Raw genomic sequence first — 26,527 nt, 5'->3', positions numbered from 1 at the left:
CCGTGGACACTTTACCCGCCCCAAGTATCCGAAAGCCGGAATCCGGCGGGAAACGGGTCCGACGGGTCCAGCCCGATCTGGCTGATCCCGTAGATCCACCCCCGCCCCGAAACCCGGTTCCGCACCGCCTTGTAGGGGCCGACCTCGGTCTCCTCGACCAGCTCCGTCACGAACTCCCCCCCGATGGTCGACCGTGACACGACCCGGTCCCCCACCTTGACCAACCCCCGCGCGAACCGGGCCGCCATGTTGGAATTCGACCCCGTCCCGCAGGGCGACCGATCTACCCGCCCCGGCCGCAGGGTCGTGCAGGTCCGCACCGCCCCGTCGGGCTCCGCCGACCGGAACATCACGTAGGAGAGCCCGTTCAAGGCAGGTGTCGTCGGATGCAGGGCAGGCTCAACCTCGGCGATCCGGGCGCGCAGCTCCACCCCCGTCACCGCCAGCTCCCGCGCCTTCTCCGGCACGATGGTCAGGCCCACCTGATCGACGTCGACCAGCGCGTAGAAGACCCCGCCGAAGCAGAGGTCGTACTCCACCGCCCCCCACTCCTCCGTCTCGATCACCCCCCGCTTCGCGAGGAACGCGGGCGGCATGTCCAGCGTGACCCGCACGACCTTCCCGTCCTTGCAGTCCGCCGTCGCCACCACCAGCCCTGCGGCCGTGTCCAGCGTGACCCGGCTCACCGGCTCGACCATCGGGACCATCCCGGTCTCGAGCAGAGCCGTCGTCGCGCAGATCGCGTTCGACCCGGACATCGCGTGCGCCTGGTCCGGCTGCAGGACGATGAACCCGACATCCGCCCGCGGATCACACGCCGGGGTCAGCAGGCAAAACGAGCCCGCCGGGCCCGACCGCGGCTCCGAGCACAGCCACCGCCGCAACCCGTCATCGACCGAGTTCAGGTGGTGCAGCTTCTCGGCCATCGTCGCCCCGGGGACGTTCAGCACCCCCCCGGTGATGACCCGCCCGATCTCGCCCTCGCAATGGACATCCACCGTCTGTATCGTCCGGCTCCAGCGCATCGCGGTCTCCTCAGAAGCGGTTGACCCGGTAGGGATGCAGATCGACCGACGGCTTCGCCCCCGTGATCAGCTCTCCCATCAGCCGGGCCGTGGTGGCGGCATAGGTCAGGCCAAGATGCCCGTGGCCGGTGGCATAGAACAGCCCCTTCGTCCGGGCGCTGGCCGACAGGATCGGCACGGTATCCGGCAGCGCTGGGCGGTGGCCCATCCATTCGGTGAAGTCCTCGCAGCGCAGGTTCGGCAAAGCTTCCCGCGCGCGCTTAACCGTCACCTTCGACCGCCGATAGTCCGGCGCGGCGTCCAGCCCCGCCATCTCCACGGTCCCGCCAACCCGGATGCCCCCCGCCGTCGGCGTCACCATGAACGCCTTCGCTGGCCAGATGATCGAGTGCTTCATCGAGATGCCCGGCGCCATGATCTGGGTGTGATAGCCCCGCTCCGTCTCCAGCGGGATCGGCTCACCCAAATCCTTCGCCAACTTGGCCGAGTAGGCCCCGGCGCAGATCACCACCTCGTCTGCGGCAAGCCGACGCCCGTCCTTCAGCATCACCTCACGCATCGCGTCGGAACGCGAGAAGCCCACGACCTCGCCCTGTTCGATCCGCCCGCCAAGGCCCAGGAACCGATCCGCCAGCGCGAGCACAAGCTTGTAGGGGTCCTTCATCGACCGGTTCTGCGAGAACAGGACCGCCATCCCGATCTTGTCCGAAAGCTCCGGCTCCAGAGCCTTGATCGCCTGCCGTCCAATCACCTCATGCGGGAAACCGAAGCGCTCCAGGATCTCGATATGGTCGCGATCCGCCTTGAACTCCGCCTCGTCGGTGTAAAGCGACAGGCAGCCCTCGTCGCTGATCTGGTCCTCAAGCCCCGTCTCCCGCAGAAGGTCCAGCGTGTCCCCCAAGGCGCGGCTGCACAGTGCGGCCCCCTGCGCCTCCAGCTCGCGCAGCTTCGAAGGACGCGAGGCTGCGATGAACCGCAGGAACCACGGCACCAGCTTCGGCATGTGGGATGGCCGCACCCGCACCGGGCCTTCCGGGTCGAGCATCCAGCCCGGGATCTGCTTCCAGACCGAGGGGCGCGAGGCCGGCATGAACTCGGTCACCGCGATCGAGGCCATGTTGCCAAAGGACGCCCCCTTGCCGGGCGCATCGCGGTCCAGCAGCACGACCTGACGGCCGCGCTTCTGCAGGTCATGGGCGATGGCGGTCCCGATGATGCCCGCGCCGATAACGACCGTGGTCATTTCCAGTTCAGGATCGGCTGCATCGCGGCGGCAAACTCGGCCTTCTCGGCGTCGGTCAGCGGGCCGAACGGCATCCGGCACTCGCCCACGGGGTTGCCCTGCAGCTCGCAGCCATATTTCAGCTTCTGCACGAACTTGCCCGATTCCAGCACGTTCATCGCGGGCCAGACCGCCTGCATGATCTCTTTCGCCCGCGCATGGTTGCCGGCGCGGAAGGCCGCATCCATCTCGCACACGGGCTTCGCCATGCAGTTGGCCGGCCCGCAGATCCAGCTGTCCGCGCCCCAGTGCATGAAGTCCCAGGCAATGTCGTCCGACCCCGAGACCAGCTGGATCCGCCCCGCATAGCGCTGCGAAATCCCGATGGCCCGCTGCAGCACGCCCGAGCTTTCCTTGATCCCGATGATCCGCGGGTTGTCGGCCAGAGCGTCCAGCGCCTCGTACTCGATCTCCACCCCGTCCTTGCCGGGGTAGGAGTAGAGGACGATGTTCATGTCGGTCGCGTCGATCACCGCGTTGAAATGCCGGATGATTTCCGCCTGCGTCGGCTTGGTGTAGAACGGCACCGCAAGCAGCACTGCGTGATAGCCCATCTCCTTGGCGCGCTTCGTGTTGGCGATCACCCCTGCGGTGGAGGGCGCGTTGGTCCCGGCGATCAGCGTCTCGCCCGGCTTGGCGAAATCAGCCACGAACCGCAGCACCTGGTCGCGTTCGTCGTCGCTCATCAGGTTGTATTCGCCCGAGGACCCGCAGGGCACCCAGCCGGAAACCCCGGCCTCGCGCAGCGCCACGAGGTGCTTTTCGAAGGCCTTGAAGTCGATCTGACCCTTCGCATCGAACGGGGTGACAAGCGCAGGCATGACGCCGGACAGCTTCAACATCATGGAACTCCTTCGGGCATGGACTTTCCCGCGCAACATGACGACAGAGTGACGACATGTCAAACTCAGAATGTACCGTGTCGACTTGTTGCCGTCCTTCCGGTATCCTCCGATACAGAGGGGAGGCCCGCCATGCGTGACGAGACGGAACCCAAACGGGTCAAGGGCACAGGCGTGAAATTCGCCTACGAAACCCTGCGGGACGAGATCCTGTCGCTGGACCTCGAACCCGGCGCAGTGCTGGACGAGACGTCACTGGCGGAGAGGTTCGGCATGTCCCGGTCCCCGGTGCGCGAGGCGCTGATCCGGCTGGCGGGCGACGATCTGGTGGTGACGTTGTCGAACCGCTCCACCGTGGTGGCCCCCATCGACCTGCAAAGCTTTCCGAAATACGTCGAGGCACTGGATGTCGCCCAGCGGATGAACACCCGGCTGGCGGCCGAGTTGCGGACTGATCTGGACCTCAAGGCCATCGCCCGGCGGCAGAAGGAATTCGTCGCCACGGTGTCGAAGGGCGAGCATCTGGCGATGTCCGAGGCGAACAAGAATTTCCACATGGCCATCGCGCACGCTGGGCGGAACCCCTATCTTGCGGCCTTCTACGAACGCCTTTTGAACCAGGGTCGCCGCATGCTGCACCTGCACTTCGACTATCTCGAACAGGGCGGCGGCGAGGTCCTTCTGACCGATGAGCATGACGAGATGCTGGCCGCCATCCGCGACCGTGACGTGGCGCGGGCCGATGCGCTGGCCCATGCCCACACGCGCCAGTTCCGCGACAACTTCATCAGCTACATGAAGCAGAATTACCTGACCGACGCGCCCATCGTGTCGCTCGGACCGGCGGCCTAACCGCCCTTCAGGCGTTGCAGCAGGAAGACCTCGCTGTCCGGCTTCACCGGCGCGGCGCGGTTGTTGGCGATGACCTCGCCATCCACCGCCACCGACAGCCCGGCCTTGATCGCGGGTCCCAGACCCGGATGCGCCTTTTCCAGCGCATCCAGCATCTGTCCCACGGTCGCGGCGTCCACCTCCACCACCTCCTGCCCGTCGGCGAACCGCCGCAGGCTGGCCCAGAGATGGACCTTCGCCATCAGCCTTTCAGCGCCTTGATCGCCGCCAGCACCTTCGGCGGAGAACACGGCAGGCTGCGGATCCGCGCGCCCGTGGCCCCCGCGATGGCCGAGGCGATGGCGGGCAGCGGCGGAGTGATCCCCGTCTCGCCCACACCGCGGACGCCGTAGGGGTGGCCGGGGTTCGGGACCTCGACGATCACCGTATCGATCATCGGCAGGTCGCTGGCCACGGGGATGCGGTAGTCGAGGAAGACCGGGTTCTGCAGCCGCCCGTCGGGGCCGTAGACGTACTCCTCGTTCAGCGCCCAGCCGATCCCCTGCGCCGCGCCGCCCTGATACTGGCCTTCCACGTAAGCCGGATGGATCGCCGTCCCCGCATCCTGCACCACCAGATAGCGCAGCACCGTGGTCCGCCCCGTCTCCGGGTCCACCTCGACGTCGACGACATGCGTGCCGAAGCTCGCCCCATAGCCGCCCGCCGTCACCTCGTGGTGACCCGAGATCGGCCCGCCCGAGCCGCCCATCTTGGACCCGATCTCGCCGATGGTCATGGGCGGGAACTTGCCCGCGTTCGGGCCAGCCGGATGCGCCGCGCCGTCCTTCCATTCGACCGCCTCGGCATCGATCTCCCACTCCGCCGCTGCGCGCTTGCACATCTCCTTGATCGCCTGGTTCGCCGCCTCGACCGCCGCCTTGCCGCTGGCAAAGGTCGCGCGGCTGCCGTGGGTGGGTTCGTTGACGCCAAGAGCCCCGGTTTCCACGACGTTCACCCGCACGTCCTCATACGGAATGCCCAGCGTCTCGGCGACCATCAGGCCGATGGAGGCGCGGCTGCCGCCGATGTCGGGCGTGCCGATCATCACGGTGGCCGTGCCGTCTTCACCGATGGCCAGAGAGACTGAGGTCTCGCCGCCGTGGTTGAACCAGAAGCCCGAGGCGACGCCACGGCCCTGGTTCTTGCCCAAGGGGATCGCGTAGTTGGGGTGAGCCTTCGCGGCCTCCAGAGTTTCCTGCAGACCGATCACGTTGTAGACCGGCCCGTAGGACGACTTCGACCCGTTCTTCGCCCCGTTCTTCAGCCGCACCTCGATGGGGTCGAGACCCAGCTCACGGCACAGCTCGTCGACCATGCTTTCCACAGCGAAGGCCGCCATCGGCGAACCCGGAGCGCGGTAGGCCGCGGCCTTGGGACGGTTGGCGATGACCTCCACCGCCTCGTGCTTGAGGTTAGGAATATCGTAGCAGGCAAAGGCGCAAGGCAGCGCCTCACCGATGGGGGACATGCCGGGGAAGGCCCCGCCCTGCATCCGGAAGAAGACCTGCCCGGCGGTGATCGTGCCGTCCTTCTTCATCCCGATCTTCACGTCCATCGAGGCCGAGGCCGTCGGCCCCGTCGCCCGCAGCACCTCGGACCGCGACATCACCAGCTTCACCGGCCGCCCGCCCGCCTTCTTCGACAGGGCCAGCGTCAGCGGCTCCATGAAGATCGTGGTCTTGCCGCCGAAGCCGCCGCCAATCTCGGACGGGGTGACGCGCAGGTTTGCCGCCTCGATCCCGACGACCGCCGCCGACATCCGGCGGATGTACCAGTGGCCTTGCGTGCAGACCCACATCTCGCCCCGGCCGTCCTCGCCCAGCTGGCCCACGGCGGCATGGGGTTCGATGTAGCCCTGATGGGTCGCCTCGGTCTTGTAGGTGTGCTCGCGCACCACGTCGGCGGCGGCAAAGCCCGCCTCGACGTCGCCGTGCCCGAACTCCATGTAGCGGGCCACGTTGCCGTGCATGCCTTCCGGCACCGAATAGTCCGCCACGCCGGGACGGATCACCGGAGCGCCGGGGGCCATCGCCGCATCGACGTCGGTCACATGCGGGAGGACCTCATAGGTCACCTCGATCAGCCGCGCTGCGTCCTGCGCCAGCAGCTGCGAGGTCGCCGCCACCGCCGCCACCGCGTGGCCGTCGTAAAGGGCCTTCTCCCCGGCCAGAGTGTTGTCCTGCAGGTTCAGGTCCTCGCCCGTCAGCCCCGTCGGCAGGTCGGCGCGAGTCACCACGGCCTTCACCCCCTCCAGCGCCAGCGCCTTCGACGCGTCGATCTTCACGATCCGTGCATGGGCGTGGGGCGAACGCACAACGGCGGCCCAAAGCATCCCGGGCAGCGAGAAGTCCGCACCATAGCGCGCGCGACCCGTCACCTTGTCCAGCCCGTCGGGACGGTTGGGGCGGGTGCCGACGTACTTGTATCCAGTCTTCACATCATCCCGTGCCATCACGCAGCCCCCCGATGTTCCTGCCGCATCTCCGCCGCCGCGTCCTGAACGGCGCGGATGATCTTGTCATAGCCCGTGCAGCGGCACAGGTTCCCGGCCAGCCAGTAGCGCACCTCGGTATCCGTGGGGTCCGGGTTCCGCTCCAGCAAAGCCTTCGCGGCCACCAGGATGCCGGGGGTGCAGAAACCGCACTGCAGGGCCGCATGTTCGATGAACTTGCGCTGCAAGGGGTGCAGCTCTTCCTTGGCCATGCCTTCGATGGTCTCGACCCGCTTCCCGTTCGCCTCGGCGGCCAGCATCAGGCAGGAGCAGACCAGCGTCCCGTCCACGGTCACGGAACAGGCCCCGCAGTCGCCCGTGCCGCAGCCTTCCTTGGTGCCGGTCAGGTCCAGGTGGTTCCGCAGCGCATCCAGCAGCGTCTCGCGCGGGTCGGCGAGGAATTCGACCGGGTCGCCGTTGACGGTGGTGGTGACGTGAATCTTGCTCATTTGGTCATTCCTTTCGCCCGGTCATAGGCGATCTTCGCCGCCCGCCGCGCCAATACCCCCGCCACTTCGATCCGGAACTCCTTGGTCCCGCGCTTGTCCGAAATGGGCTTCGCTTCCCCTTCCGCCGCCTTGGCCAGCGCCGCCATGGCCGAATCGTCCAGCGTCGTGCCGATGATCGCCTTGGCGCAGGTCTCGGACAGCAGCACCGTCGGAGCCACCGCCCCCAGCGCCACCCGGGCTTCCACCACCTTGTCGCCATCCAGCCGTAGGCTCACCGCGCAGCCCACGACCGCAATGTCCATCTCGGTCCGCGGAATGAACCGCAGGTATGCATCCCCGCCGTTCTTCCCGCGCGGCGGCAGGGTGATCGAGGAAATCACCTCGCCCTTCGCCAGATTGGTCTTGCCCGGCCCGGCCGGAACCTGCTCCACCGGAATATCACGAGAACCGTTCGGCCCCGTGACCGTCACCACGGCCCCCGCCGCGAACAGCCCCGGCACCGAATCGGCGGCGGGTGAGCCGTTGCACAGGTTCCCCGCCAAGGTCGCACGGCCCTGCACCTGGGTCGAGCCGACGAGGTTCATCCCCTCGACCACGCCCGGCCAGTCGCGCACCAGCTCGGCATGGCTCCCAAGGACGATCCCCGGCACCGCGACTCCGATCCGCCAGCCGCCCTCGGGCGTCCGTTCGATCTTGTCCACGCCCGGGATGTGCTTGAGGTCGATCAGGTCATCCGGCTGAACCATGCCCGCGCGCATCTGCACCAGGACATCCGTCCCCCCCGCCAGAAAGCGCAGGGTTCCCGTGGCCTGGGCGGCTATCGCCGCAGCGTCCGCAAAGCTGGTGGGTGTATGATATCGCATGTCGTCTCCCTGACCTTTGGACAGGCGTTTCGTCGTCGCCGATTATCCCGACTTTGCTGCAGCCAGCCGCTCGCCGCAATCCCAGTCTGCGACGCCCTCGGTCTGTCGCCGACCAGATGGGCGCCGCCAGCGACATCCTGGTGGCCAAGGCCTAGCCCTGGGCCAGCATCCGCCGCAGCAGGTCAGCAACCGAGTTCTCGCTGAACGGGGAAGCAAGCACAGGCGCGCCATCGCCGTCGTCCTCGACGATACCGCGAAAGGCATAGGGAACCGCCAGGCGGTCCAGTTCGATCCCCGCCGGAGTCCGCCTGAACCCCCGGGGCGCATAGTGGATCAACGCCGCCTTGGGCGGCCGCAGCGCAAGCTCGCCAAGGGCTGCGTCCGGTGACGGGAAGACCAGGACCTCGGCCGCCGGGTCATGCACCTGGATAGCATGCGCCAGATCCTGCGCAATGATCGGGTCGGGTTCGATCACGAAGTATCGATTCTGCAATATCCTGCCTTTGCCTCGTTGACGTGCCCGCCGGACACCATGAAGGTAAAGCGCACCACCCGCATCAACCTGTGATGAATCCGGAAGGACAACGATGACGGCCGTCACCGATTGCCTGGACTGCCCGTTGCGCTGCCGCCCGCTGTTCGTTCCGATGACCGGGGACGAGCTGCAGTTCCAGCGCCAGTTCAAGCGGGGCGAGACACTCGTCCCCGCCGGTGGCGACATCCTGGTCCAGGGACAGCCCTCGGCCTCGCTCTACACGGTGCTGTCGGGGCTGGCGGTCCGTTCGGTCACGCTGGAAAGCGGGCAGCGCCAGGTCATCAGCTTCGTCTTTCCTGGCGACCTGGTCGGCCTGCAATCCGGGATCATGGGCGAAGCGCGCCACACGGTGACCGCGGTGACCGACACCGTGCTTTGCACCTTTCCCCGCAACGGAGTGTGGGACCTGTTCCGCAGTCATCCCCCGCGGGCCTATGACCTGACCTGGATTGCCGCCGTCGAAGAGCATTTCCTGGGCGAGACGGTGGCGACCCTTGGCCAGCGCGATGCAACCCAACGCATCGCCTGGGCATTGGTGCGCATCTGGCGACGGCTTGTGGCACTTGGTATGGAGGACGGCGGTACAGTCCCGTTTCCCTTCCGGCAGCACGACCTGTCGGACGCGCTGGGCCTGTCGGTGGTGCACACCAGCCGGGTCATCGTCGCTCTTCGGGCAGAGGGGCTGGTCAGAATCGCGGGTCGGCGGCTGGAGATGCTGGATCATCCCGGACTGTCCCGGCTGGCGCTGATGGATATGGAGAAGGAAGATGTGCGGCCGATCCTCTGACCGAAGCGCCAGGCGTTGAAGGAATTCCTGTCCGCCCAGCTTCCGAAGCTTGTCTTCGTACTGGCGTTCCTGCCAGGAATCGCGGTCACCGTCGCGGTCTATTCCGGCGCCGAGCGGCGGCAGGAGGCCGAGTTCCTACGAAGCTCGGAACTTGCCGTCGACCGCGTGGTGTCCCGCCTGCAGCAGCATGTCATCGTGCTCCGCGCCGCGCGTGGGCTTCTCTCTGCCACCCGTGGCCACATCTTGCGGGACGAATTCCTGCGCTTCCTGTCCTCGGTCGACATCGTGAACGAGCTTGCGGGCGTCCAGGGCATTGGCTTTGCCCGGATGATCGCGCGGACCGACACCGCGCTGGCGGAAGAGGAAGTGCGCCGGCACTACGGCCTTGGGGTCGAGGTCCATCCCGAGACGGGCCAGCCCTGGCAGACCCCCATCGTCCTTCTCGAGCCGCAGAACGACCGCAACCGCGCCGCCCTGGGATACGACATGTATTCGGAAGCCCATCGCCGCGCGGCCATGGAACTGGCCATGCTGACCGGCGAGGCGCAGATGACCGCGCCGGTGCACCTTGTGCAGGAAATCACCAGCGAAAAGCAGGCGGGCTTCCTGATCTATCTTCCATTCAAGGACAGCACCCCTCCACCCGGCACCGAGGCGCGTCCGGTGAACGGCTTCGTCTACGCTCCCTTCCGGGGCGGGGACCTGATCCGCGCGGCCCTGGCCGCGGGCCCGCCTTTGCCGGTGGTCATGCGCATCGTCGACTTGGAACAACCCGACCTGCCGCTCTTCGACGACAGCGCCCAGGCGGGTGAGCGTCCCTGGCACCATCGCCACGATCTGGTGGTCTTCGGTCGGAAATGGACCTTCGACACCTGGTCCGACGCGGCGACTTCGGGCCGTGGTTGGCACCTGAACAGCCTTCTTCTGGGCCTGACGAGCTTTCTCTTCGCCGCCGCCGCCGCCTACGCCGTGGTGGCGCGCCAGAAAGAGGCCGTGCAGGCCCGCGCCGTGGCCGCCGCCGCTGCCCGCGAGGCCGATTACCGCGAGCTTCTCCTGCAAGAGATGAAGCACCGCATCAAGAACCACATCGCCCGCATCCAGTCGATCGCCCGGCAAAGTGCGCGGGGGGCGACGGACGTCAAGGCCTTCACCACCGACTTCGACGCGCGGCTGCAGGCCATGTCGGCGGTGCAGGAGATCCTGGTCGGTGATGCGGTGGCACAGGCCGATCTGCGGTCCGTCCTGATGAAGGAGCTGCAGCAAAGCCTGGATGCCACCGAAGTCGCGCACCGGGTCGATGGGCCATCGGTCCGACTGGACGAACGACAGGCCCATGCCTTCGCGCTCGTGGTGCATGAACTTTTCACCAACGCGATGAAATACGGCGGGCTTTCCGTGGGTGGGCAGGGCCTGGAAATCCGCTGGTCCCTGCGGCCCGAGATGGGCATTCCTTGGCTCGACCTCGTCTGGACCGAGCGTATCGACCTGCCGCACGAACCGCACAACCGGACCTCCGGTTTTGGATCGCGTCTGATCGATGCCAGTCTGAAAGGCGAACTGAGGGGGAACATTCAGCGGGAATACGGACCCGAGGGGTTGGTGATCCGCCTGTCGTTCCCGGTGGAACCGGCGCTGAACCCGACTCCCTAGAAAGTGGCCCGCACCCACCGGAGTGGATGCGGGCCGGGCCTTCCGCTGTCAGAGGGCACTGCCACAGCGGACGACCATTGCTTACTGCACGGTGTGCTCGGGAAGGGCTTCAAGCTCTTCCTTGGTCATGTTGACCCAGATCCGCACAGCGCCACCTTCGGTCTGCGCCACGGTCAGGCGGTCCATCGGGATGGCGACCGAACGGGCGCCGATGCCGAGGAAGCCGCCGACGTCAAGCACCACGTCCGTCACCTGGCCTTCGCCGGTCAGCACAAGGTCCGACACTTCCGCGATCGAAGCATCGTTCGGGTCGCGGACGTCGGCGCCCGTCAGCAGCTCGGCGGTCAGCACGTCGCTTTCGACGGCCGTGTAGCCATCGGGCAGCGTCATGGTGCCGTCCGCGTTGACAGCCGGGGCCGAGGCGGAAGCGCCTTCGGTCTCGTTGCCCTCGGCGGCCACGTCGCCATCCGCGGGCATCTCGGTCTCGGTCGCATTGCCGACACCTTCGGTGGCCGCACCTTCGGTCGATTCGGCCACGGCTTCGTCCGTTGCCGTGCCCTGCTGGGTGGTGTCGGGCTGGACGGCATCGGTGCCAGCTTCCGCATTGGCATCGGTTTCGGCAGCACCGGCATTTGCGTCAGCATTTGCGTCGGCATTCGCATCAGCGTTGGCGTCACCCTCGGCCATCGGCTGGGCGCCCGGCATCACGTATTCCGGCGCGCTCTCCAGGCCGGCCCGGTCGGACTGCAGCACCAGGAACCAGTCATCGGCATCGGTCGCATCGTCCTGGACGACCTTCAGCGCCGCCATGTCCACGGCGATCTGACGTTCACCCATGCCGAGGAAGCCCCCGATATCCACCAGGACCGCGTCGACGGTGCCGTCACGGCCCAGGATGATGTCGTTCACTTCGCCGATGTCTTCCCAGCCTTCCTGCACGCCCGAATAGGCGTCGGCATCGATCGCGCCTTCGCTTGCATAGATGCGGGCACCGATCACCTCGGACGCCGCAAGCGACGGGCCGGCGGCCTCGGTCTGGAACGGGGAGGCGGCGTCTTGCGCCATCGCAGGCAATGCGAAGCCAGCCGCCAGAGCGGTTGTAAGAAGCAGAGCTTTCACGTGAATCTCCTTGGTTGCGATTTCTTGCGGCACCTGACCGCTTGTGAAATCCCAACGTCGGTTGGCGGGATCAGTTCCGACCGCGATGCCCGATCGGTGCGATCCGGCAAGAAACCGCGCATCACACCATTTCGTCGGGGACAAGCGGAAAGGCGCGCCCGAATTCCTCGGCCGAGCGCAGGTCGTAAGGCAGCAGGAAGCCGCGCCGCCGTTCGGGGGGCAGCTTGGCGTTCTGCGCCGCCAATCGCCACCACGCAGCGACCGCGCGGTCGGGATCGAAGAACTCCCCTGCCGCATCCTTCGGCAGCCAGTGCGCCATCAGCCTTTGCCGCAGCCGAGCGACCTCGGCCGGCCGGGTCAGCACCACACCCGCCTCGGTGTCCCAACGCAGGGACCTGCCGTTCAGGTTGGCCGAGGCGACGATGGCCTGGGCGTCATCGAAGATGCTGACCTTGGCGTGGATGTAGACCAGCGGCGCGCCCCGCAACTGCGCCCGGCCCGTCGCGTCCGTCCGTCGCGCCTGCGCTGCCCCGCCCACGAAAAGCCGTCGGCCGAATCCGCGGCGCAGGATGCGCAGGCACTTGGCCTGCAGGAACTCCCCCAGACGCGCGTCCAACCTGGTCGAACCCTCGAACGCCACGTCGTCGGGTGCGCCGGGAAGGATCAGGATCATCCGCAGATCCGGCTTCCGCCGCGCTTCCTCGGCCAGAAGACGCGCCAATCTGCGGTCACGGAAATACTGTGTCTCGACATAGACAAGCTGCGTCGCCCCGGCGATCCCGGCGCGGTGCGCAGCCTCGATCTCGGCCACCGCCGGCTCTGGCGAGATGAACCGCCACGCACCTCGCCCCCGGCGCCGCGACAGCGTGCGGACAAAGCGCAGACCGGTGCGGTCGGGGAAGGGATCGCTCGCTTCTGCCTTTCCGTCGATGATATCGAGGAAGTCCAGCAGATGCGCCCGGCCATCCCGGGCGATGGGCCCGTCGAGCATGAGCTGCACGTCATGCCATGTCTGGTGGCCCGGCTGGCGGTGCTGCGGCGTGTCGTAAAACCTTTCGTCCAGGTCCAGCCCGCCGATGTAAAGCCGCCGCTCGTCGAACACCGCCAGCTTCTGGTGATGGGTGGCGGGATACAGCGGCGGGACGACGAACAGCCTTGGCCGCGGCAGTTCGTCCTTGGCAACCAGCATCTCCTCGATCCCCGGCATCTCGCGCAGCGCTCGCAACCGGCGCGAGGAGACCTGCCGCCGCAACCATCCCGTCACCCGGCCAAGGCGCGTCTTCACCACGGGCCAGAACAGGATCCGCGGCCAGATCCCCGCGACCGCCGAATGCATCGACGGCACGACCTCCAGCCGCGCGCCCGGACCGGCCATTTCTGCCGCTGCCCAGAACATCCGCACGCTGCGCCAAGTCGCCCGGTGCAGACGCGGCCGGGCTAGGGGATCGAAGTCCGCCAGCACGATCCGGACCGACACCCCACGGCGCAGGGTGTGGATCATCAGCTCGAACCAGGTCGGACCGATGGACTGTCCCTCGGGCGACCGCAGCTTCGTCTTCAGGTCGAAGACCCGGAAGCCCGCCACGATCTCGCGTTCGGCCTGCAGGAAGGCGCGCTCCAGCGCCGGATAGGCCTCGGCCGCCGTAACGAAGATTTCGATCGGCGGCGGAGAGGACGGATGACGATGGATGGCGGCCTGCGGCACTTGGGCTTCCGGGGATGCAACGAGGGTCAACCCCCAAGCGCACGCCCCGGTTCCCGTCGGTTCAGGCCCGCAGCGTGGCCGTGGATGAGAAGAACATCGCCTGGCTGACTGCCGAGCGCACCTGTTCCTCGGTGTACGGCTTGTTGATCAGGAACGCGGGCTCGGGCCGTTCGCCGGTCAGAAGCCGCTCGGGGAAGGCGGTGATGAAGATGACCGGAATGTCCCCGAACTGGGCCAGGATCTCGTTGACCGCCTCGACGCCGGAAGAGTTGTCGGCAAGCTGGATGTCGGCAAGGATCAGGTCCGGCTTTTCCGCCGCCGCCATCTCGACCGCCTCGGTATGGGTCCGGGCGTTCGACGTGACGCGGTGGCCCATCCCTTCCACGATGGCGACAATGTCCATGGCGATGATCGCTTCGTCCTCGATCACCAGGACCGACCCGCGGACCGACCGCTCCATCTCCTGCACGGCAACGTCGATCAGGTGGCGCGCCTCGTCCGCGTCGATGCCCATGATTGCCGCGACCTGGTCATGGTCGAAACCTTCCACCGTGTTCAGAAGCAGCGCCTCGCGCGAATTCAGCGTCAGCCCGGCCATATGGGCCTGCGCGGCGCTGGTGAGGTGATCCTCGGCATCGGTCACCGGGGCCCCGGCGGTCGCCCAGATCGAGTGGAACACTGCGAACAGCGACACCTTGGGATCGGGCTGTGCGGTCAGCAGGGAAGGATCCGCGATGATCGACTCCAGGACGGCTATGGCATACTTGTCCCCGCTGGACTGGTTCCCCGTCAGCGCCCGGGCATAGCGCCGAAGATAGGGGAGGTGACGTGCCACCGTTGCGGAATGATCGACCGCTTCCTGTGCGAACATAAAAAATCTCCCTGATTGCACAATTCGACGGGAACCAAACCTGCGAGACGACGTTTGGTTCCCAGCGCTGCAACAAAATTATCCGGGTGCATGATAGGCCGGAACCATGACGTAGTCGCGCGAGTTAAGGCGCAAAGTTGGGAATGGAATGTGATGAAGAAGGATAAGGAGGGGGATGTGCCAAACCGGCAGGCCATCCGCGCGCAAATCGACGAGAACCTGAAACGCGTTTACGCGGCGACCTTGAACGAGGAACTGCCGGACCGGTTTCGGGACCTTCTCGCCCAGCTCCAGAATAAGGCGGCAGGAAAGGACGGGGCGGAATGACCGCTGCCTTCCCAGCTCCGCAGCAGGCAGATCCCCGTGATCGGCTCGCCGGGGCCATTCCGAAGCTGCGAGCCTTCGCGATCAGCCTCGCGCGCGACGCGACCATGGCGGATGACCTTGTACAGGACACGATCCTGAAGGCCTGGTCCAACATCGAGAAATTCGACCCCGCGACCAACCTCGACGCCTGGCTCTTCACCATCCTTCGCAACACCTTCTACTCGTCGCTCCGCAAGACCCGGCGCGAGGTGCAGGACAGCGAGGGCATCCATGCCGCAAGCCTGTCGGTGAAGCCGGCCCATGACGGGCACATGGCGATGCAGGAATTCCAGCGCGCCTTCGACACGCTTAGCCCCGAACACCGCGAGGTGCTGATCCTGGTCGGCGCGTCCGGCTTTTCCTGCGAAGAAGCGGCAGAGATGATGGGGGTTGCCATCGGCACCGTCAAAAGCCGCGCTAGCCGCGCCCGGAAACGTCTGGCAGAACTGCTGCACCTGCAGAACGGAGAGGACATGTTTTCCGGTACGGACGGAGCAACCCAGGCGGTCGTGATGCGAACGTCCGCAGTCGGGTTTTGATCCGAAGACTCAAACAACTTCTAAGCTTCAGCGGCCTTGGCGTGCGCCTGGGCTCGACGATCATCCTTGCGCTCATGCCGCTGGGCATCCTGTCCGTGGTCCAGACCCGCGACGCGCTTCAGCAGGTGGACGCCTCTACCCTGAAGGGGGTCGGTGGGGCGGCGCTGCAGTCCGTCCGTTCGCAGGTCGAACTGATCAAGGAGGCCCAGGTCTCGGCCCGCATCCTTGCGTCCGTCCTTGGCCGGCCCAATTCCGGTGGCCCCTCCTGCATGGAGCAGGTGGCCGCCATCAAGCGCCAGTTTCCTCAGGCCACGATGGTCGCCTATGCTCCGAAGAACGGCCTCGTCACCTGCGCGTCCGACGGCAAGGTCTATGACCTTTCCCAGAATCCCAGGTTCCAGGAACTGGTCGCGCTGGCAGTTCCGGGGCTCGAATATGACCGCCACGGCCTGCTCTCGAAACAGCCCATCGTCGGCGTTCGCCACCCGGTGTTCGACTCGGCGGGCGTGAGCCAGGGGTATGTCGGGATTTCCCTTGCCTACCAGGCCGTGTCGCCTTCGGTCTACGACGATGCGCTGTCGCAGTGGAAACCGACCTATCTGGCAACGGTCGTGGCCGACGGAAGCGTGCTTGTCGCCTCTGATCCCGAGATAGACCCCGAAGTGGCCATCCCCGGCCAGGTTACGCTTGCGGAACTTGCCAGGCAGAAAGAGCTGGCGACCTTCGTCAAAGACGACCGGGGACGCCACATCCTTTCCGTGGTGCCAATCGCGCACGACCTGGTCCTGGTATCGGTCTGGCGGCCCCTCAGCGCCAGCTTCTGGACCAACGTCGCCGTCCCCTACATGATGCCGCTTCTGACCTGGCTTGCCGCCCTCGTCGCTGCTGCCTTCGCCTCAAGCCGGCTTGTCGTGCGGCACGTCCGTGCGCTGTCCCGGTCCATGGCGGACTACGTGTCCTCGCGCCAGCGGATGCAGATCCCCGACATGGCCGGCGCCCCGGACGAGATCCAGCGTCTCCACGCCGCCTACGAAGAGATGATCCGCACCATCGAGCAGGAAGAGGCCGAGCTGCAGAACCTCGTCGTCGACAAGGACCTGCTGATCCGCGAGGTCAGCCACCGCAGCGGCAACAGCCTGCAGATCATCGCCTCCATCATGCGGATGTACCGTCGCGAGGCAGAGGACACCAAGCTGCGCGCCGTGCTGGACGGTCTGATCAACCGGGTCATCGCGCTTTCGTCCACGCACACCAGCCTCTACACCGTGTCCGGCCAGCGGGATGTCTCGGTCGATGTCATCCTCGGCAACGTGATCAAGCGGCTGAAAGAGATCCACGGCGTGGCGCTGGGCGTGGCGTCGAAGCGCCTGCAACCTGTCCAGATCGACGCCGAGGCGGCGGTCCCGCTGGCCCTCGCGCTGGCCGAGGCGATCGGATGCTACTTTTCGCGCGGAGGTCTTGAAAAGGATGCCGTTGCCGTCGCGCTGACCGAGAACGAGGGCACCATCCACCTTCTGGTCGAAGGACCCGAGGTGCCCGAGCTCCGCCCGCAGGTGAGCGAGGGACTCGTCTCCTTGCCGCAGCGGATGCTCAGACAATTCGCGGCACAGCTCTCGGGGACGATCAGCGTCCGGCTGCACGACGGGCGGGCGTCGGTCGACCTCGTCTTTCCGCGTCGAAGCCCGCTGCGCCATCCATGAAGAAACCGGCCCGCGAGGGGCCGGTTCCGGAAGGCTCAGTGGTGCCGGAAGGTGGGTCGTCGCTGATCGTTGGGCGACAGCAGCGCGGATGCGCTTTCGATGTCGCTCTTCAGCGCCGATCTCAGCGTCTGCGCCAGCTCGCTGGCCTTCATCGCCTCGGCCTTGGCGGCATTGATCGCGTCGTTCATCAGCCGGTCCCGCGCTTCGCCCATCAGGCGATCCTCGGTTTCCGTCTGCGGGAACAGGAAGGCAAGCCCCGCCCCCGCCGCCGCCAGGATTGCCCCGGTCAGAAGCGGATGCTCCTCGACCTGGACGCGGCTCTTCTCGGCCAGGGCGACCTTGCCCATGTAGATCCGCTCGCGCGCCAGGATCGCCTGTTCGCGCGCGGTCCCGGTCAGGGACTCAAGCCCCCGGCCAAGGGCGTCGCGCGTGTCGACCGCAAGGGCGGAGACGACTTCGGCCCGGTGCTTGGCCAGTTGGGCGGCCGGTGCCAGGCCGCGCCGGGCCGCATCGTCGATCTGGCGCAGCATCTTCCTGGCGTTCCGGCGCAGCCCACGTGCCTCCGTCAGCCACTCTTCCTCCGGGTCCACCGGCTCGGGGGCCGGAGGGCCGCCCTCGCCTTCCCAGCGGGTCAACGCCTCGTAGCGCGTGCCCGTGGTGACGGGGGTTACCACCGGCCCGTCGTGGCTGCTGATCGCCTTTCGCCCGAAGATCAGCGCCGCCAGCGCCACGCCGGCTGCCGCAGCGGCCAGCGGATGCTCGCGCACCGTGCTGTCCACCCGCGACACCAGCGGCGAGGCCCTGGACATCAGCGCCTCCTTGCCCTCGGCGATCAGGGTTGCGGGGTCCAGGCGGTGCCGCAGCGCCACAAGGGCCTGGGCCAACGCCTGGCGGTCACGTTCGAGCGATTGCTCGATTTCGGTCATGCTTTTCTCAGCCATCTCATGCTCCCGTCTCGTTAAGCCCGGCCTGCACCGCCTCGACGTCGCGGCGCGCGCCCCGCATCGCCCGGTCCGGCCACAGGCCACGCAGCGTCAGCGCCGCCTTGCCGGCCAGCACCAGGACCACGGCCAGCACACACAGCGCCACGCCGACGATCAGCGAGGCCCAGGCTGGACCCATCCCGGTGGCTGCCAGCGCGGCCACGGCGGCCCCGGCAAGGACATTCAGGCCGACCAGGGCAAGGACAGCCGCGATGGCGATCTTCACCAGGCCGCCCAGGGCGTGCTTGACGCCCTCGGCCGCCTCGGCCTTCGCCAGCTTCAGCTCGCCCCGGATCAGCCGGCTCATGCCCGAGATGACCTCGGACAGAAGCGCCCGCGTGCCTTCTCTCTCTGGCTCGACCCCGCGCATCAGACCCGCGGTCCCTGGCCGTAATCGGTGTCCCGATCCGCCATCCGACGCCGGCTCGACGACCGGATGAAGCGCGCCGCCGCAAAACCGGCGACGGCCGCCGCGGCCATGAAGGCCCCCGGGTGCCGCTTGGCCAGTTCCTTGACGTCCGAGGTCAGGTCGGCCACCGACCGCTGCCGCAGCGCGTCCGAGGCCGTGCTAAGACCTTGCGCGACCGAGGTCATCACCCGCGACTTCAGCGCGTCGTTGTCGCCTTCGGCCGAGGCTCTCTCCAACGTCGCCGCGATCCTCTGGCCCACGTCCGACAGGCTTTCGCGCGCCATGTCCGCCTTTTCGACGGCAACGTCCTTGACTGCGGACAGGGTAGAGCCCGCCCCGCTGACGACGGCTTCCTTGGCGTCCTGTGCCATGTCCTGGACCTTGCCGACCATGCCGCTCACGCGCGAACGGCCCTCTTCCATCGCGTCCGTCGCCTCGTCCTTCATGGTCGAGGCCCCATCGCGGACCGACTTGCCCATGTCTTCCATGCCGCGCTTGGCGGTATCCGCCGCAGAGCCCGCCGCGCGGGTCGCGCTTTTGCCGGCATTCTGCCCGTTGCGCTCCATCTCGCCGGTCGAACCCGACATCTGGCCGCGCTGTGAGGTGTCCTTGTCGCTCGCGTTCATCGCACTTCTCCTGAAATCCTTTGGGATGTCCTGCGCGGCCCCTGCGTCACGGCGCCGGCACTGTGTGGATACAATCGTCAAAGGGGCTTCCGGTTCCCCCGCAGGCGGCGCGGGGCGAATTCTTGCCGTGCCCAGGGAACCGACACGCCCGACCCGTGTTTGTCCAGCAATCGGACGCTTGGCCCTGCGGGGCTTCATGTAATCAAAGGAGAAATCCCATGCTTGGTTGGGCAGTTACCTTCCTGATCATCGCGATCATCGCCGGTGTTCTCGGCTTCGGCGGCATCGCTGGCACTTCGGCCGGGATCGCGCAGATCCTGTTCGTCATCTTCATCATCCTGTTCGTCATCTCGCTCGTGCGCGGAATGATGACGCGGTGATCTCCAACCCCTGAGGAAGCGGTTCTTCCCTGCCGCCTCCCTTCTACTGGGCTGCGATGACCTCGCAGCCCATTTTTCTGTCTAGGGGTCAGGCGACGGCCGGGACGATGCGCCGCTCGGTGATGCGAAGCTCGGTCGCGATCCCGTCCAGGTCCAGGGTGCCGCCGATCCGCTGCAGGAACTCCACCAGAGAAGGCACCGCCCGCCCGTCTTCCAGGATCAGCTCGATCCGACCGCCCCGCCGCCGCCGCAGGGCCGGGCGGAAGGTCAGGACCGCGCACATCAGCGAGAAGACCGCCTCGCTTTCCTCGCCGTCCGCCGCCAGGATCAGCCGGTCCAGACCGCCCGCTGCCTGCAGCGTCGCGTTCAGCGCACTTAACGAGGCGCTCTGGCTGAAATCGGTCAGCACCATATGGGCATCGGGAAGGGCCAGCTCGGCCAGGGTCATCTGCACCACCGACCGGCCCGCGACGAAGACCGTCGCCGCCTCGTCCAGCGTGATCGTCTCGCGCGGCAGGGACAGCACCGCTGCATTGATCAGGATGACATTGCGTCCGGCTTCCTGTGACGTCATCTTCGCCCTCCTCGCACTATCGCACTCCAACGACCGCAAACGCTGAACCGGCCCGGAAGTTCCCGGCCCTGCCAGTCAGGGGGTGTCGGGGCGACAGGGAACCTCCGATCCGGCAGCGGCGTTCTTCAAGGCGGTTCCGCGGGGGGAGAGAATGCCGAAGACCGATGACGCTGCCATGACACGGCAGGATCGCGACGACCTGTGGACCGACTCCGGCCACTCCATCGTTTCCCTCACCACCCTGGCCACCATCGCCGCCGTCTGCGCTATCCTCTACGTCGCGCAGGACCTGTTCCTGCCCCTGGCGCTGGGGATGCTGTTCGCCTTCATCCTGACGCCGGTCGTCAACCACCTGCGCCGCTGGGGCCTGCGCGACACGGCTGCGGTCATCGTCACCGTCGTCGCCGCCGGGGCAGCCGTGGCGGCCTTCGTTCTGGTCCTGGCCTACCAGCTCAGCCAGATCGGCATGAACCTTCCCAAGTACCAGGGCAACGTCCTGACCAAGGTGGACACCATTCTGGCCGCCGGCACCGACAGCCGGATCGTCGCCCACCTGCAGGTCATGGTGGACCGGATCTCGGAACGTCTCGCCGCGGATACCGAGGCCACCGACCCGACCATGAAGGTCGAGGTCGTTGAACAACCCGGCATGCGGGAATGGCTGACCGACATCATCCTGCCGGCACTTGCCCCCGTGGGGATCTTCGGCCTCATCTTCGTCGTCGTCATCTTCGCCCTTCTCGAACGCGCCACCCTGCGCGACCGGCTGGTCCAGCTGATCGGAGGGTCGAACATCCTGGCCACCTCGCGCCTTCTGGCCGAGGCCGGGGGGCGCGTCTCCACCTACCTCCTGGCGCAGCTGGTGGTGAACGTGATCTACGCCATTCCGATCTGGCTTGGCCTCTGGCTGATCGGCGTGCCAAACGCGCTCTTCTTCGGCCTTGTCACCCTGGTCCTGCGCTTCGTCCCCTACATCGGCTCGGCCATCTCGGCGATCCTGCCGCTTCTGATGGCCTTCGCCGTTTCGCCCGACTGGTCGCTCGTCCTGTGGACCGGAGCGCTGTTCCTGGTCGTCGAATTCGTCACCTCGAACATCATCGAGCCCTTCTTCTACGGTAGCCGCACCGGGGTCTCGCCGCTGGCCGTCATCGTATCCGCGATGTTCTGGACCTGGCTCTGGGGGCCGATGGGCCTGATCATCGCCACGCCGCTCACGGTCTGCCTCGTGGTGATCGGCCACCACGTGCCCAGCCTGCGCGTCTTCCCGATCCTCTTCGGCGACCAGCCCGTGCTTGCCGATTCCGCGCGGCTCTACGACCGCCTGCTCGCCGGCCGCATCGTCGAGTTCACCGAGGCCGCCACCACCTCGACTGCAAAGCGCTACCTCGCGGACTACTACGACAAGACCGCGATCCCCGCCCTTGTCCTGGCGCAGTCGGACCACTCGACGGGTCTCTTGTCCGACTACCAGACCCAGCGCATCGCCAATGCCGCCTGGACGCTGACGGAAGAGCTGGAAACCGTCGTCGAAGAAGAGCTTGCCCTTGCCGAAGAAACCACCGGGCCGTCCTTGGACACGGACCCCTCCACGCTGGTCGGCAACGGCCTCCTGGACGGGCTGGGCCGGAAGATCGTCGTGATGGGCGCGCTGACCCGGCTGGACGAGGCCGCGGCCCGGATGGTGTCGCAGGCACTGAAGGCGGAGGGGGCCGAGGTGCTGACCGTCCCGCCGCGTGCGGCGCTGCCGCGGATGCTGGCCGACTTCAGACCCGAAACCGTGGTTGTGGTGACGCTTGATGCGACGCGCAGCGCCGCGGTTGACCTGCAGATGCGCCTTCTGCGCCGCCGGATGCCCGGCGTGAAGCTTGGGCTGGCGCGCTGGTCCGACCCGACCGAGACCAAGCCCTTGCCCCCGGCGAAGGGCTCGGCGGATTTCGCCGTCGACGGCATGGAAGATCTCTTCTCCCATGCCTTCGACAGGACGACCTCCGCCGCGGCGTAAGCTTACAGCTCGGCCTGGCCCCGCGTGCCAAGGTCGGGCGACTTGCCCTTGACCGCGCCCGCAAAGATCTCGGCGATCCCGCGCAGGATGCCCGGGCCGTCCCAGACATCGGCATGGCCGGGATCGATCTCCAGCGCCACGATGTCGTGCCCCGCCGGCCCGCCGGGCCAGAAGATCTCGGCACCGGGGTTCCACAGGTCCTTGACCAGGCCCTGGTCCGGGTTGACCGTCGCCTGTCCGATCAGCGCGACATAGTCGCCACGGCCCTGGTAGCCCAGGAACACCGCGCCATTGACGCGGATATCCCGCGCCGCCGAGCTTTCGCTTTCCGTAAGGACATAGATCACCCCCTTTTCAGGCGTGGGGATGGTGGACATCGGCCGGCCCTTCGGCCCTTCGGGGCTGTGGGTGACCAGCATCGCAATGTCGATCGCCTTCAGCATCTCCCAGATCCGGGCGGCGGGAAGGGTCTGGATGTTCGGCGGGTTCTGGGTGTTCTCGTGGTCGCTGACGAGGGCCATTTGTCGTCTCCGTTGCGTTGAGGGAAGTCCCCAATCCAACGCCTCGGTGGCCTGCGGGGTTCCGGCCCTTACCCCGCGGCTTCCTGCCAGACGGACACCGATTGCCAGCCCAGCTTGATCCTGCCGCTCTCGATCCTGTCGCACACGATGGGATCAGCCGCCGTGTCCATCCGCCGCCGCCACGACCCCTCTGGAAGGTCGAATTCCGCGTCGTGGCCCTGGTTCAGGACGATCAGCAGATCGTCCTCCGCCCTGTGATAGCGCAGCCCCAGCGCTGTCTCTTGTCCCCAGCCACTTTCGTCCAGCGGCCCATCGGGGCCAAGCCAGCTGATCTCGGGCCCGTCGTTGCCGTCGCCCGGCGCGCGGGCAAAGCGGGAGTCTGCCAGCCCGACCTTGCGCCGGAAGGCCACCAGGTCAGCCACGGCAGAGACCAGACGCTCATCCGCCGCCTCCCAATGCAGCCAGGAAATCTCGCTGTCCTGGGCATAGGTGTTGTTGTTGCCGCCCTGGCTTTGGCCGAACTCGTCGCCCGCCAGCAGCATCGGCACGCCCTGGCTCAACATCAGCGTCGCCAGCATTGCCTTCGACCGCCGGTGCCGCGCCTCCAGGATGCCTTCGTCGTCGGTAGGCCCTTCGGCGCCTAGGTTGTGGCTGAGGTTGTGGTCGTGGCCATCGCGGTTGTCCTCGCCGTTGGCCTCGTTGTGCTTCCCGTCGTAGCTCACCACGTCGCGCAGGGTGAAGCCGTCATGGGCCGCCAGGAAGTTGATGGAAGACGTTGCCGGCCGCTGCGAATGATCGAACTGGATGGGCGAGCCCAGAAGCCGCTGGGCAAGGTCGCCCTTCAACCCCGGATCGCGCCGCCAGAAGGCGCGCATGTCGTCCCGGGCCTTGTCGTTCCATTCGCGGAACGGAAAGGGGAAACCTCCCACCTGATAGCCGCCTTCGCCGATGTCCCAGGGTTCGGCGATCAGCTTGACCTGGCTCAGCACCGGGTCCTGCCGGATCGCCGCGAAGAACGACCCCTCGCGCTCGAACCCCGCGGCCTCGCGCCCCAAAGTCGAGGCCAGGTCGAAGCGGAACCCGTCCACGTGCATCACCTGCACCCAGTAGCGCAAGGAATCGATCACCATCCGCAGCACCATCGGATGCGCCACGTTCAGCGTGTTGCCGCAGCCCGTCGTGTCGAAACAGTGCCGCTTGTTGTCGGCCAGCAGGTAGTAGGACGCATTGTCGATCCCCCGGAACGACAGCGTCGGCCCCAGCTCAGACCCCTCCGCCGTGTGGTTGTAGACCACGTCCAGGATCACCTCGATCCCGGCCCTGTGCAGCTTGCGCACGACTTCCTTCACCTCGTCCGCGCGCCCGGTTTTCAGATAGGCACGGTGCGGCGCAAAGAAGGATAACGTATTGTAGCCCCAGTAATTCTTCAGCCCCTTGTCCAGCAGGAACTGGTCATGAAGGAAGCCGTGCATCGGCAGAAGCTCGACGGCCGTGACCCCGACCCGCTGAAGGTGTGCGATGATCGCGTCCGAGGCCAACCCGCACAGCGATCCCCTATCCTCCTCATCCACCTCCGGGTGGCGCATCGTCGCGCCCTTGGGATGCACCTCCCAGATCAGCGTGTCCTCCCAGCGGTGGCGCAAGGCCTCGTCGGCGTTCCAGTCGAAGTCCGGGTCCACCACCACCGCCTTGGGCACGAAGGGCGCCGAGTCCCGATCATCCCGCGTCAGGTCGTCGCCGGTGTGGCCAAAGACCGCCGGGTCCCAGACCAGCTCACCGCGCAACTCGCGCGCATAGGGGTCCAGGACCAGCTTGGCCGGATTGAAACGGTGGCCCGCCTCCGGCTCCCAGGGGCCATGCACCCGGTAGCCATAGACCTGCCCCGCGCCGATGCCCGGCAGATAGCCGAACCAGATGCCGCCCTGCATCTCGGGCAGGTCCAGCCGCGCCGTCTCGACCTCGCCCGCTTCGTCGTAAAGGCAAAGCTCCACCCGGGTCGCGTTTTCCGAAAACAGCGCAAAGTTGGTGCCCTCTCCATCCGGAACCGCCCCGATCGTGTCGGGGCGGCCCTTGAGTGCATCAAACGCCAATACGGCAGGTTGCTCGTGGATCATTGTGCCCCCTGCACCTTGCGGGTCCCGGCCACCGAGCCGTGAAAGAGCGAGAAGACGGGCGTCCGCAAGGCACCCCGTCGCGCCAGCATGGCCGAGTTGACCAGCGTGGTCTCACCCGCGACGCGGAACCAGCGGGCATCCTCCTCGGGGTCCTCGCCGATGTGCAGCCCGTGCGGGATCACCGTATTCGGCGCGACGATGACATTCGTCAGCCGCACGCCCGGAGACACCCGCGCCCCCGGCATCAGGATCGACCGGTCCAGCGCGGTCCAGCGTTCAGGGTTGCCGCTTCCCAGCATCGGCGACATCAGCCGCAACCCGCCCAGGTTCACGCTGGCATGGAAGGCATCGCGCGGCAGCGTCGCCGCCTGCATCCGCACCTTCATCCCCGGCACCAGAGGCCGCCGGCAGGGCGGAGGTCCGGCCTCGAAGTCGAGCCAGCTTTCCCGCAGCCCATCCAGCGTGCCCACGTCCCGCCAGTAGCCGTCCCAGCGCCATACCGCCGCCTCGCCGCCATGCACGGCGAGCGGGATCACGTCCTCGCCAAAGTCCAGGATCTTGGGATCAGCCAACATCTCGCGCAGCCAGGGCCAGTCGACCACGTAGATCCCCAGGGACGCCAGCGAGTGCTTGGGATCCCCGAAGATCGCGGCCGGCTGGTCGGGTTTCTCCGCAAAGCCTGCGATCCGGTGGCCCGGCCCCTCGGTCACGATGCCGAACCGCCCGGCCTCCTCGCGCGGGACCGGCATGGCCGCCAGCGTCAGGGGAGCGCCCGTCTCGCGGTGGGCCTCGACGAAGCCCCGGTAATCCATCGAATAGATGTGGTCGGCCGCGACCACCAGCACTTCGCGCGCACCCATCGCGTCCAGCTCTGCCGCATTGGCGCGCAGCACGTCCGCCGTCCCGCGGTAGCTGCCGCCCTTGGCAGCGGCCCCGTCCCTCAACATCAGTCCGCCCTCGGCCCAGACCGGGCTCCAGACATCGCGCAGATGGGCCGACAGACCCTCCGGGCGATATTGCGTCGCCACCATCACCCTCTCCACCCCCGACCGCGCCAGGGCCGCCATGGTGAAGTCCACGATGCGATGAAAGCGCGCGAAGGGCAGGGCGGGCTTGCAGTCGCGCCCCGTCAGCTCGAACAACCGCGTCCCCTGACCACCGGCCAGAACGATCGCGACAGTATCCTTCAGTTCGGGGGAATTACCCACGGGCGGCCTCGCTTGGTTTTGGGAAGGGACGGGTAGTCCGACTTAAACCTGCCACGCGGCGAAAGGTTCCCGCCACAACGGCAGATTTCCGGCTAAGACCCAGACCTTGCCAAGCCTTTCAACCCACGGATGTTCAGGGAAAATCCCGGGGAATGATGCGCACGCCCCGCACCCTGCGGGCCAGCATCCGGATCATCGCAGTCCGTACGGGCGGCAACAACAGGATCAGCCCCAGCGCATCGGTGAAGAAACCCGGCAGGATCAACAGAACCGCCGCCATACCGATCAGCGCCCGGTGCGCCAGCGGCGACAGGGGGTCCTGCAGCCCCTCCTGGAACCCCTCGCGCAGGCCCCGGCGGCCGCCCAGTGCCATGCCCCGCAGCAGCAGCACGCCCACCACCGCCGTCAGCAGAACCCACAGCAGCGTCAGCCCCAGGCCCAGCTCCGCGCCCAGCGTGACGAACAGGGCGATTTCCACCAGCGGCAAAGCCAGGACAGCCAGGACGACCCACATCGCCAATCTCCGATTGCGTTCTTCGGTCGCATGGTAGACTTCGCTGCGACCCCACCCTACATAAGGGCGAGCCCGAAGGTT

Annotated in this window: 27 protein-coding genes; 8 read left to right on the top strand and 19 right to left on the bottom strand. The window is 67.0% G+C overall.

The annotated features are described in order from the left end of the window. Positions 1 to 11 precede the first annotated feature (11 nt). From ACE3Q6_RS05410 to ACE3Q6_RS05400, 3 genes are read right to left on the bottom strand one after another with little or no spacing between them, the layout of a single operon-like run. Positions 12 to 1,025, bottom strand: a complete 1,014-nt coding sequence (locus ACE3Q6_RS05410) for a proline racemase family protein (protein WP_374429453.1) — start codon at positions 1,023 to 1,025, stop codon at positions 12 to 14. Positions 1,026 to 1,035: 10 nt separating this feature from the next. Beyond that, entirely contained in the window at positions 1,036 to 2,268 is a 1,233-nt protein-coding gene (locus tag ACE3Q6_RS05405; protein WP_374429451.1) for an NAD(P)/FAD-dependent oxidoreductase, read from the bottom strand. Further along, the gene (locus ACE3Q6_RS05400; RefSeq protein ID WP_374429449.1) at positions 2,265 to 3,149 is read right to left on the bottom strand and encodes a dihydrodipicolinate synthase family protein; all 885 of its coding nucleotides are present in this window, start codon (positions 3,147 to 3,149) and stop codon (positions 2,265 to 2,267) included. Before ACE3Q6_RS05400 ends, ACE3Q6_RS05405 begins: the two co-directional genes overlap by 4 nt. Before the next feature lie 132 nt (positions 3,150 to 3,281). Between ACE3Q6_RS05400 and ACE3Q6_RS05395 the strand changes: the two genes are divergently transcribed. Next, positions 3,282 to 4,001: a GntR family transcriptional regulator gene (locus tag ACE3Q6_RS05395; protein WP_374429447.1), complete on the top strand. Its 720-nt coding sequence runs from the start codon at positions 3,282 to 3,284 to the stop codon at positions 3,999 to 4,001. On the opposite strand, the gene ACE3Q6_RS05390 is transcribed toward ACE3Q6_RS05395, so the two are convergent. From ACE3Q6_RS05390 to ACE3Q6_RS05370, 5 genes are all read right to left on the bottom strand, one after another. After that, positions 3,998 to 4,243 (bottom strand): MoaD/ThiS family protein, encoded by a 246-nt coding sequence (locus ACE3Q6_RS05390; protein ID WP_374429445.1) that lies wholly within the window; start codon positions 4,241 to 4,243, stop codon positions 3,998 to 4,000. The genes ACE3Q6_RS05395 and ACE3Q6_RS05390 overlap by 4 nt on opposite strands. Further along, the gene (locus tag ACE3Q6_RS05385) at positions 4,243 to 6,492 is read right to left on the bottom strand and encodes a xanthine dehydrogenase family protein molybdopterin-binding subunit (protein ID WP_374429443.1); all 2,250 of its coding nucleotides are present in this window, start codon (positions 6,490 to 6,492) and stop codon (positions 4,243 to 4,245) included. The genes ACE3Q6_RS05390 and ACE3Q6_RS05385 overlap by 1 nt, the downstream gene beginning before the upstream one ends. After that, complete coding sequence (locus tag ACE3Q6_RS05380; protein ID WP_374429437.1) at positions 6,492 to 6,980, bottom strand: (2Fe-2S)-binding protein; 489 nt, start codon at positions 6,978 to 6,980, stop codon at positions 6,492 to 6,494. Before ACE3Q6_RS05380 ends, ACE3Q6_RS05385 begins: the two co-directional genes overlap by 1 nt. Further along, positions 6,977 to 7,843: a xanthine dehydrogenase family protein subunit M gene (locus ACE3Q6_RS05375; protein ID WP_374429435.1), complete on the bottom strand. Its 867-nt coding sequence runs from the start codon at positions 7,841 to 7,843 to the stop codon at positions 6,977 to 6,979. The genes ACE3Q6_RS05380 and ACE3Q6_RS05375 overlap by 4 nt, the downstream gene beginning before the upstream one ends. A gap of 151 nt (positions 7,844 to 7,994) precedes the next feature. Beyond that, on the bottom strand, positions 7,995 to 8,318 hold the full coding sequence (locus ACE3Q6_RS05370; protein ID WP_374429433.1) for a hypothetical protein: 324 nt from the start codon (positions 8,316 to 8,318) through the stop codon (positions 7,995 to 7,997). A 112-nt stretch (positions 8,319 to 8,430) separates the two neighbouring features. Here ACE3Q6_RS05370 and ACE3Q6_RS05365 point away from each other — a divergent pair, with 112 nt between their 5' ends. Further along, complete coding sequence (locus ACE3Q6_RS05365) at positions 8,431 to 9,165, top strand: Crp/Fnr family transcriptional regulator (protein WP_374429431.1); 735 nt, start codon at positions 8,431 to 8,433, stop codon at positions 9,163 to 9,165. Positions 9,166 to 9,180: 15 nt separating this feature from the next. Next, entirely contained in the window at positions 9,181 to 10,815 is a 1,635-nt protein-coding gene (locus ACE3Q6_RS05360) for a CHASE domain-containing protein (RefSeq protein ID WP_374429429.1), read from the top strand. 81 nt (positions 10,816 to 10,896) lie between these two features. Here the strand turns inward: ACE3Q6_RS05360 and ACE3Q6_RS05355 are convergent, their stop codons facing one another. From ACE3Q6_RS05355 to ACE3Q6_RS05345, 3 genes are all read right to left on the bottom strand, one after another. Further along, positions 10,897 to 11,934: a PRC-barrel domain-containing protein gene (locus ACE3Q6_RS05355; RefSeq protein ID WP_374429427.1), complete on the bottom strand. Its 1,038-nt coding sequence runs from the start codon at positions 11,932 to 11,934 to the stop codon at positions 10,897 to 10,899. Positions 11,935 to 12,055: 121 nt separating this feature from the next. Continuing rightward, positions 12,056 to 13,669 carry a phospholipase D family protein gene (locus tag ACE3Q6_RS05350; RefSeq protein WP_374429425.1) on the bottom strand — a complete coding sequence of 538 codons (1,614 nt, stop codon included), beginning with the start codon at positions 13,667 to 13,669 and terminating at the stop codon, positions 12,056 to 12,058. A 31-nt stretch (positions 13,670 to 13,700) separates the two neighbouring features. Further along, complete coding sequence (locus tag ACE3Q6_RS05345) at positions 13,701 to 14,510, bottom strand: response regulator (RefSeq protein ID WP_374429423.1); 810 nt, start codon at positions 14,508 to 14,510, stop codon at positions 13,701 to 13,703. 153 nt (positions 14,511 to 14,663) lie between these two features. On the opposite strand from ACE3Q6_RS05345, the gene ACE3Q6_RS05340 reads away from it, so the two are divergent. The 3 genes from ACE3Q6_RS05340 to ACE3Q6_RS05330 are packed head-to-tail and all read left to right on the top strand — an operon-like array spanning position 14,664 to position 17,115. Beyond that, complete coding sequence (locus ACE3Q6_RS05340; RefSeq protein WP_374429421.1) at positions 14,664 to 14,837, top strand: NepR family anti-sigma factor; 174 nt, start codon at positions 14,664 to 14,666, stop codon at positions 14,835 to 14,837. Further along, positions 14,834 to 15,415, top strand: a complete 582-nt coding sequence (locus ACE3Q6_RS05335; protein ID WP_374429419.1) for an RNA polymerase sigma factor — start codon at positions 14,834 to 14,836, stop codon at positions 15,413 to 15,415. The genes ACE3Q6_RS05340 and ACE3Q6_RS05335 overlap by 4 nt, the downstream gene beginning before the upstream one ends. Before the next feature lie 41 nt (positions 15,416 to 15,456). After that, positions 15,457 to 17,115 (top strand): histidine kinase dimerization/phosphoacceptor domain -containing protein, encoded by a 1,659-nt coding sequence (locus ACE3Q6_RS05330; protein ID WP_374429416.1) that lies wholly within the window; start codon positions 15,457 to 15,459, stop codon positions 17,113 to 17,115. A gap of 35 nt (positions 17,116 to 17,150) precedes the next feature. Here ACE3Q6_RS05330 and ACE3Q6_RS05325 read toward each other — a convergent pair whose 3' ends face one another. From ACE3Q6_RS05325 to ACE3Q6_RS05315, 3 genes are read right to left on the bottom strand one after another with little or no spacing between them, the layout of a single operon-like run. Then, a complete protein-coding gene (locus tag ACE3Q6_RS05325) occupies positions 17,151 to 18,056 on the bottom strand; it encodes a hypothetical protein (RefSeq protein ID WP_374429414.1) in 906 nt (301 codons plus the stop codon). Between the two features lies 1 nt (position 18,057). Further along, the gene (locus ACE3Q6_RS05320; RefSeq protein WP_374429412.1) at positions 18,058 to 18,468 is read right to left on the bottom strand and encodes a phage holin family protein; all 411 of its coding nucleotides are present in this window, start codon (positions 18,466 to 18,468) and stop codon (positions 18,058 to 18,060) included. After that, a complete protein-coding gene (locus tag ACE3Q6_RS05315; protein WP_374429410.1) occupies positions 18,468 to 19,133 on the bottom strand; it encodes a hypothetical protein in 666 nt (221 codons plus the stop codon). The genes ACE3Q6_RS05320 and ACE3Q6_RS05315 overlap by 1 nt, the downstream gene beginning before the upstream one ends. A gap of 218 nt (positions 19,134 to 19,351) precedes the next feature. Here ACE3Q6_RS05315 and ACE3Q6_RS05310 point away from each other — a divergent pair, with 218 nt between their 5' ends. Then, positions 19,352 to 19,513 carry a DUF1328 domain-containing protein gene (locus tag ACE3Q6_RS05310; RefSeq protein WP_295072261.1) on the top strand — a complete coding sequence of 54 codons (162 nt, stop codon included), beginning with the start codon at positions 19,352 to 19,354 and terminating at the stop codon, positions 19,511 to 19,513. Positions 19,514 to 19,601: 88 nt separating this feature from the next. Here ACE3Q6_RS05310 and ACE3Q6_RS05305 read toward each other — a convergent pair whose 3' ends face one another. Beyond that, a complete protein-coding gene (locus ACE3Q6_RS05305; protein ID WP_374429407.1) occupies positions 19,602 to 20,087 on the bottom strand; it encodes a hypothetical protein in 486 nt (161 codons plus the stop codon). 151 nt (positions 20,088 to 20,238) lie between these two features. Here ACE3Q6_RS05305 and ACE3Q6_RS05300 point away from each other — a divergent pair, with 151 nt between their 5' ends. After that, positions 20,239 to 22,089: an AI-2E family transporter gene (locus tag ACE3Q6_RS05300; RefSeq protein WP_374429405.1), complete on the top strand. Its 1,851-nt coding sequence runs from the start codon at positions 20,239 to 20,241 to the stop codon at positions 22,087 to 22,089. A gap of 2 nt (positions 22,090 to 22,091) precedes the next feature. Here ACE3Q6_RS05300 and ACE3Q6_RS05295 read toward each other — a convergent pair whose 3' ends face one another. From ACE3Q6_RS05295 to ACE3Q6_RS05280, 4 genes are all read right to left on the bottom strand, one after another. Continuing rightward, positions 22,092 to 22,610 carry a pyridoxamine 5'-phosphate oxidase family protein gene (locus ACE3Q6_RS05295; RefSeq protein ID WP_374429403.1) on the bottom strand — a complete coding sequence of 173 codons (519 nt, stop codon included), beginning with the start codon at positions 22,608 to 22,610 and terminating at the stop codon, positions 22,092 to 22,094. A gap of 68 nt (positions 22,611 to 22,678) precedes the next feature. Then, complete coding sequence (glgX, locus tag ACE3Q6_RS05290; protein WP_374429401.1) at positions 22,679 to 24,724, bottom strand: glycogen debranching protein GlgX; 2,046 nt, start codon at positions 24,722 to 24,724, stop codon at positions 22,679 to 22,681. Continuing rightward, the gene (locus tag ACE3Q6_RS05285; RefSeq protein ID WP_374429399.1) at positions 24,721 to 25,932 is read right to left on the bottom strand and encodes a glucose-1-phosphate adenylyltransferase family protein; all 1,212 of its coding nucleotides are present in this window, start codon (positions 25,930 to 25,932) and stop codon (positions 24,721 to 24,723) included. The genes glgX and ACE3Q6_RS05285 overlap by 4 nt, the downstream gene beginning before the upstream one ends. A 133-nt stretch (positions 25,933 to 26,065) precedes the next feature. After that, positions 26,066 to 26,446, bottom strand: coding sequence for an FxsA family protein (locus tag ACE3Q6_RS05280; RefSeq protein ID WP_374429397.1), 381 nt, complete (start codon positions 26,444 to 26,446; stop codon positions 26,066 to 26,068). Between the last annotated feature and the right edge of the window lie 81 nt (positions 26,447 to 26,527).

It is taken from the genome of Tabrizicola sp., from assembly GCF_041913445.1.
In the GTDB taxonomy this organism is placed as follows: domain Bacteria; phylum Pseudomonadota; class Alphaproteobacteria; order Rhodobacterales; family Rhodobacteraceae; genus Tabrizicola.
Note: the sequence above shows the minus strand (reverse complement) of the source record. Positions and strands in the feature narration are given on the sequence as shown.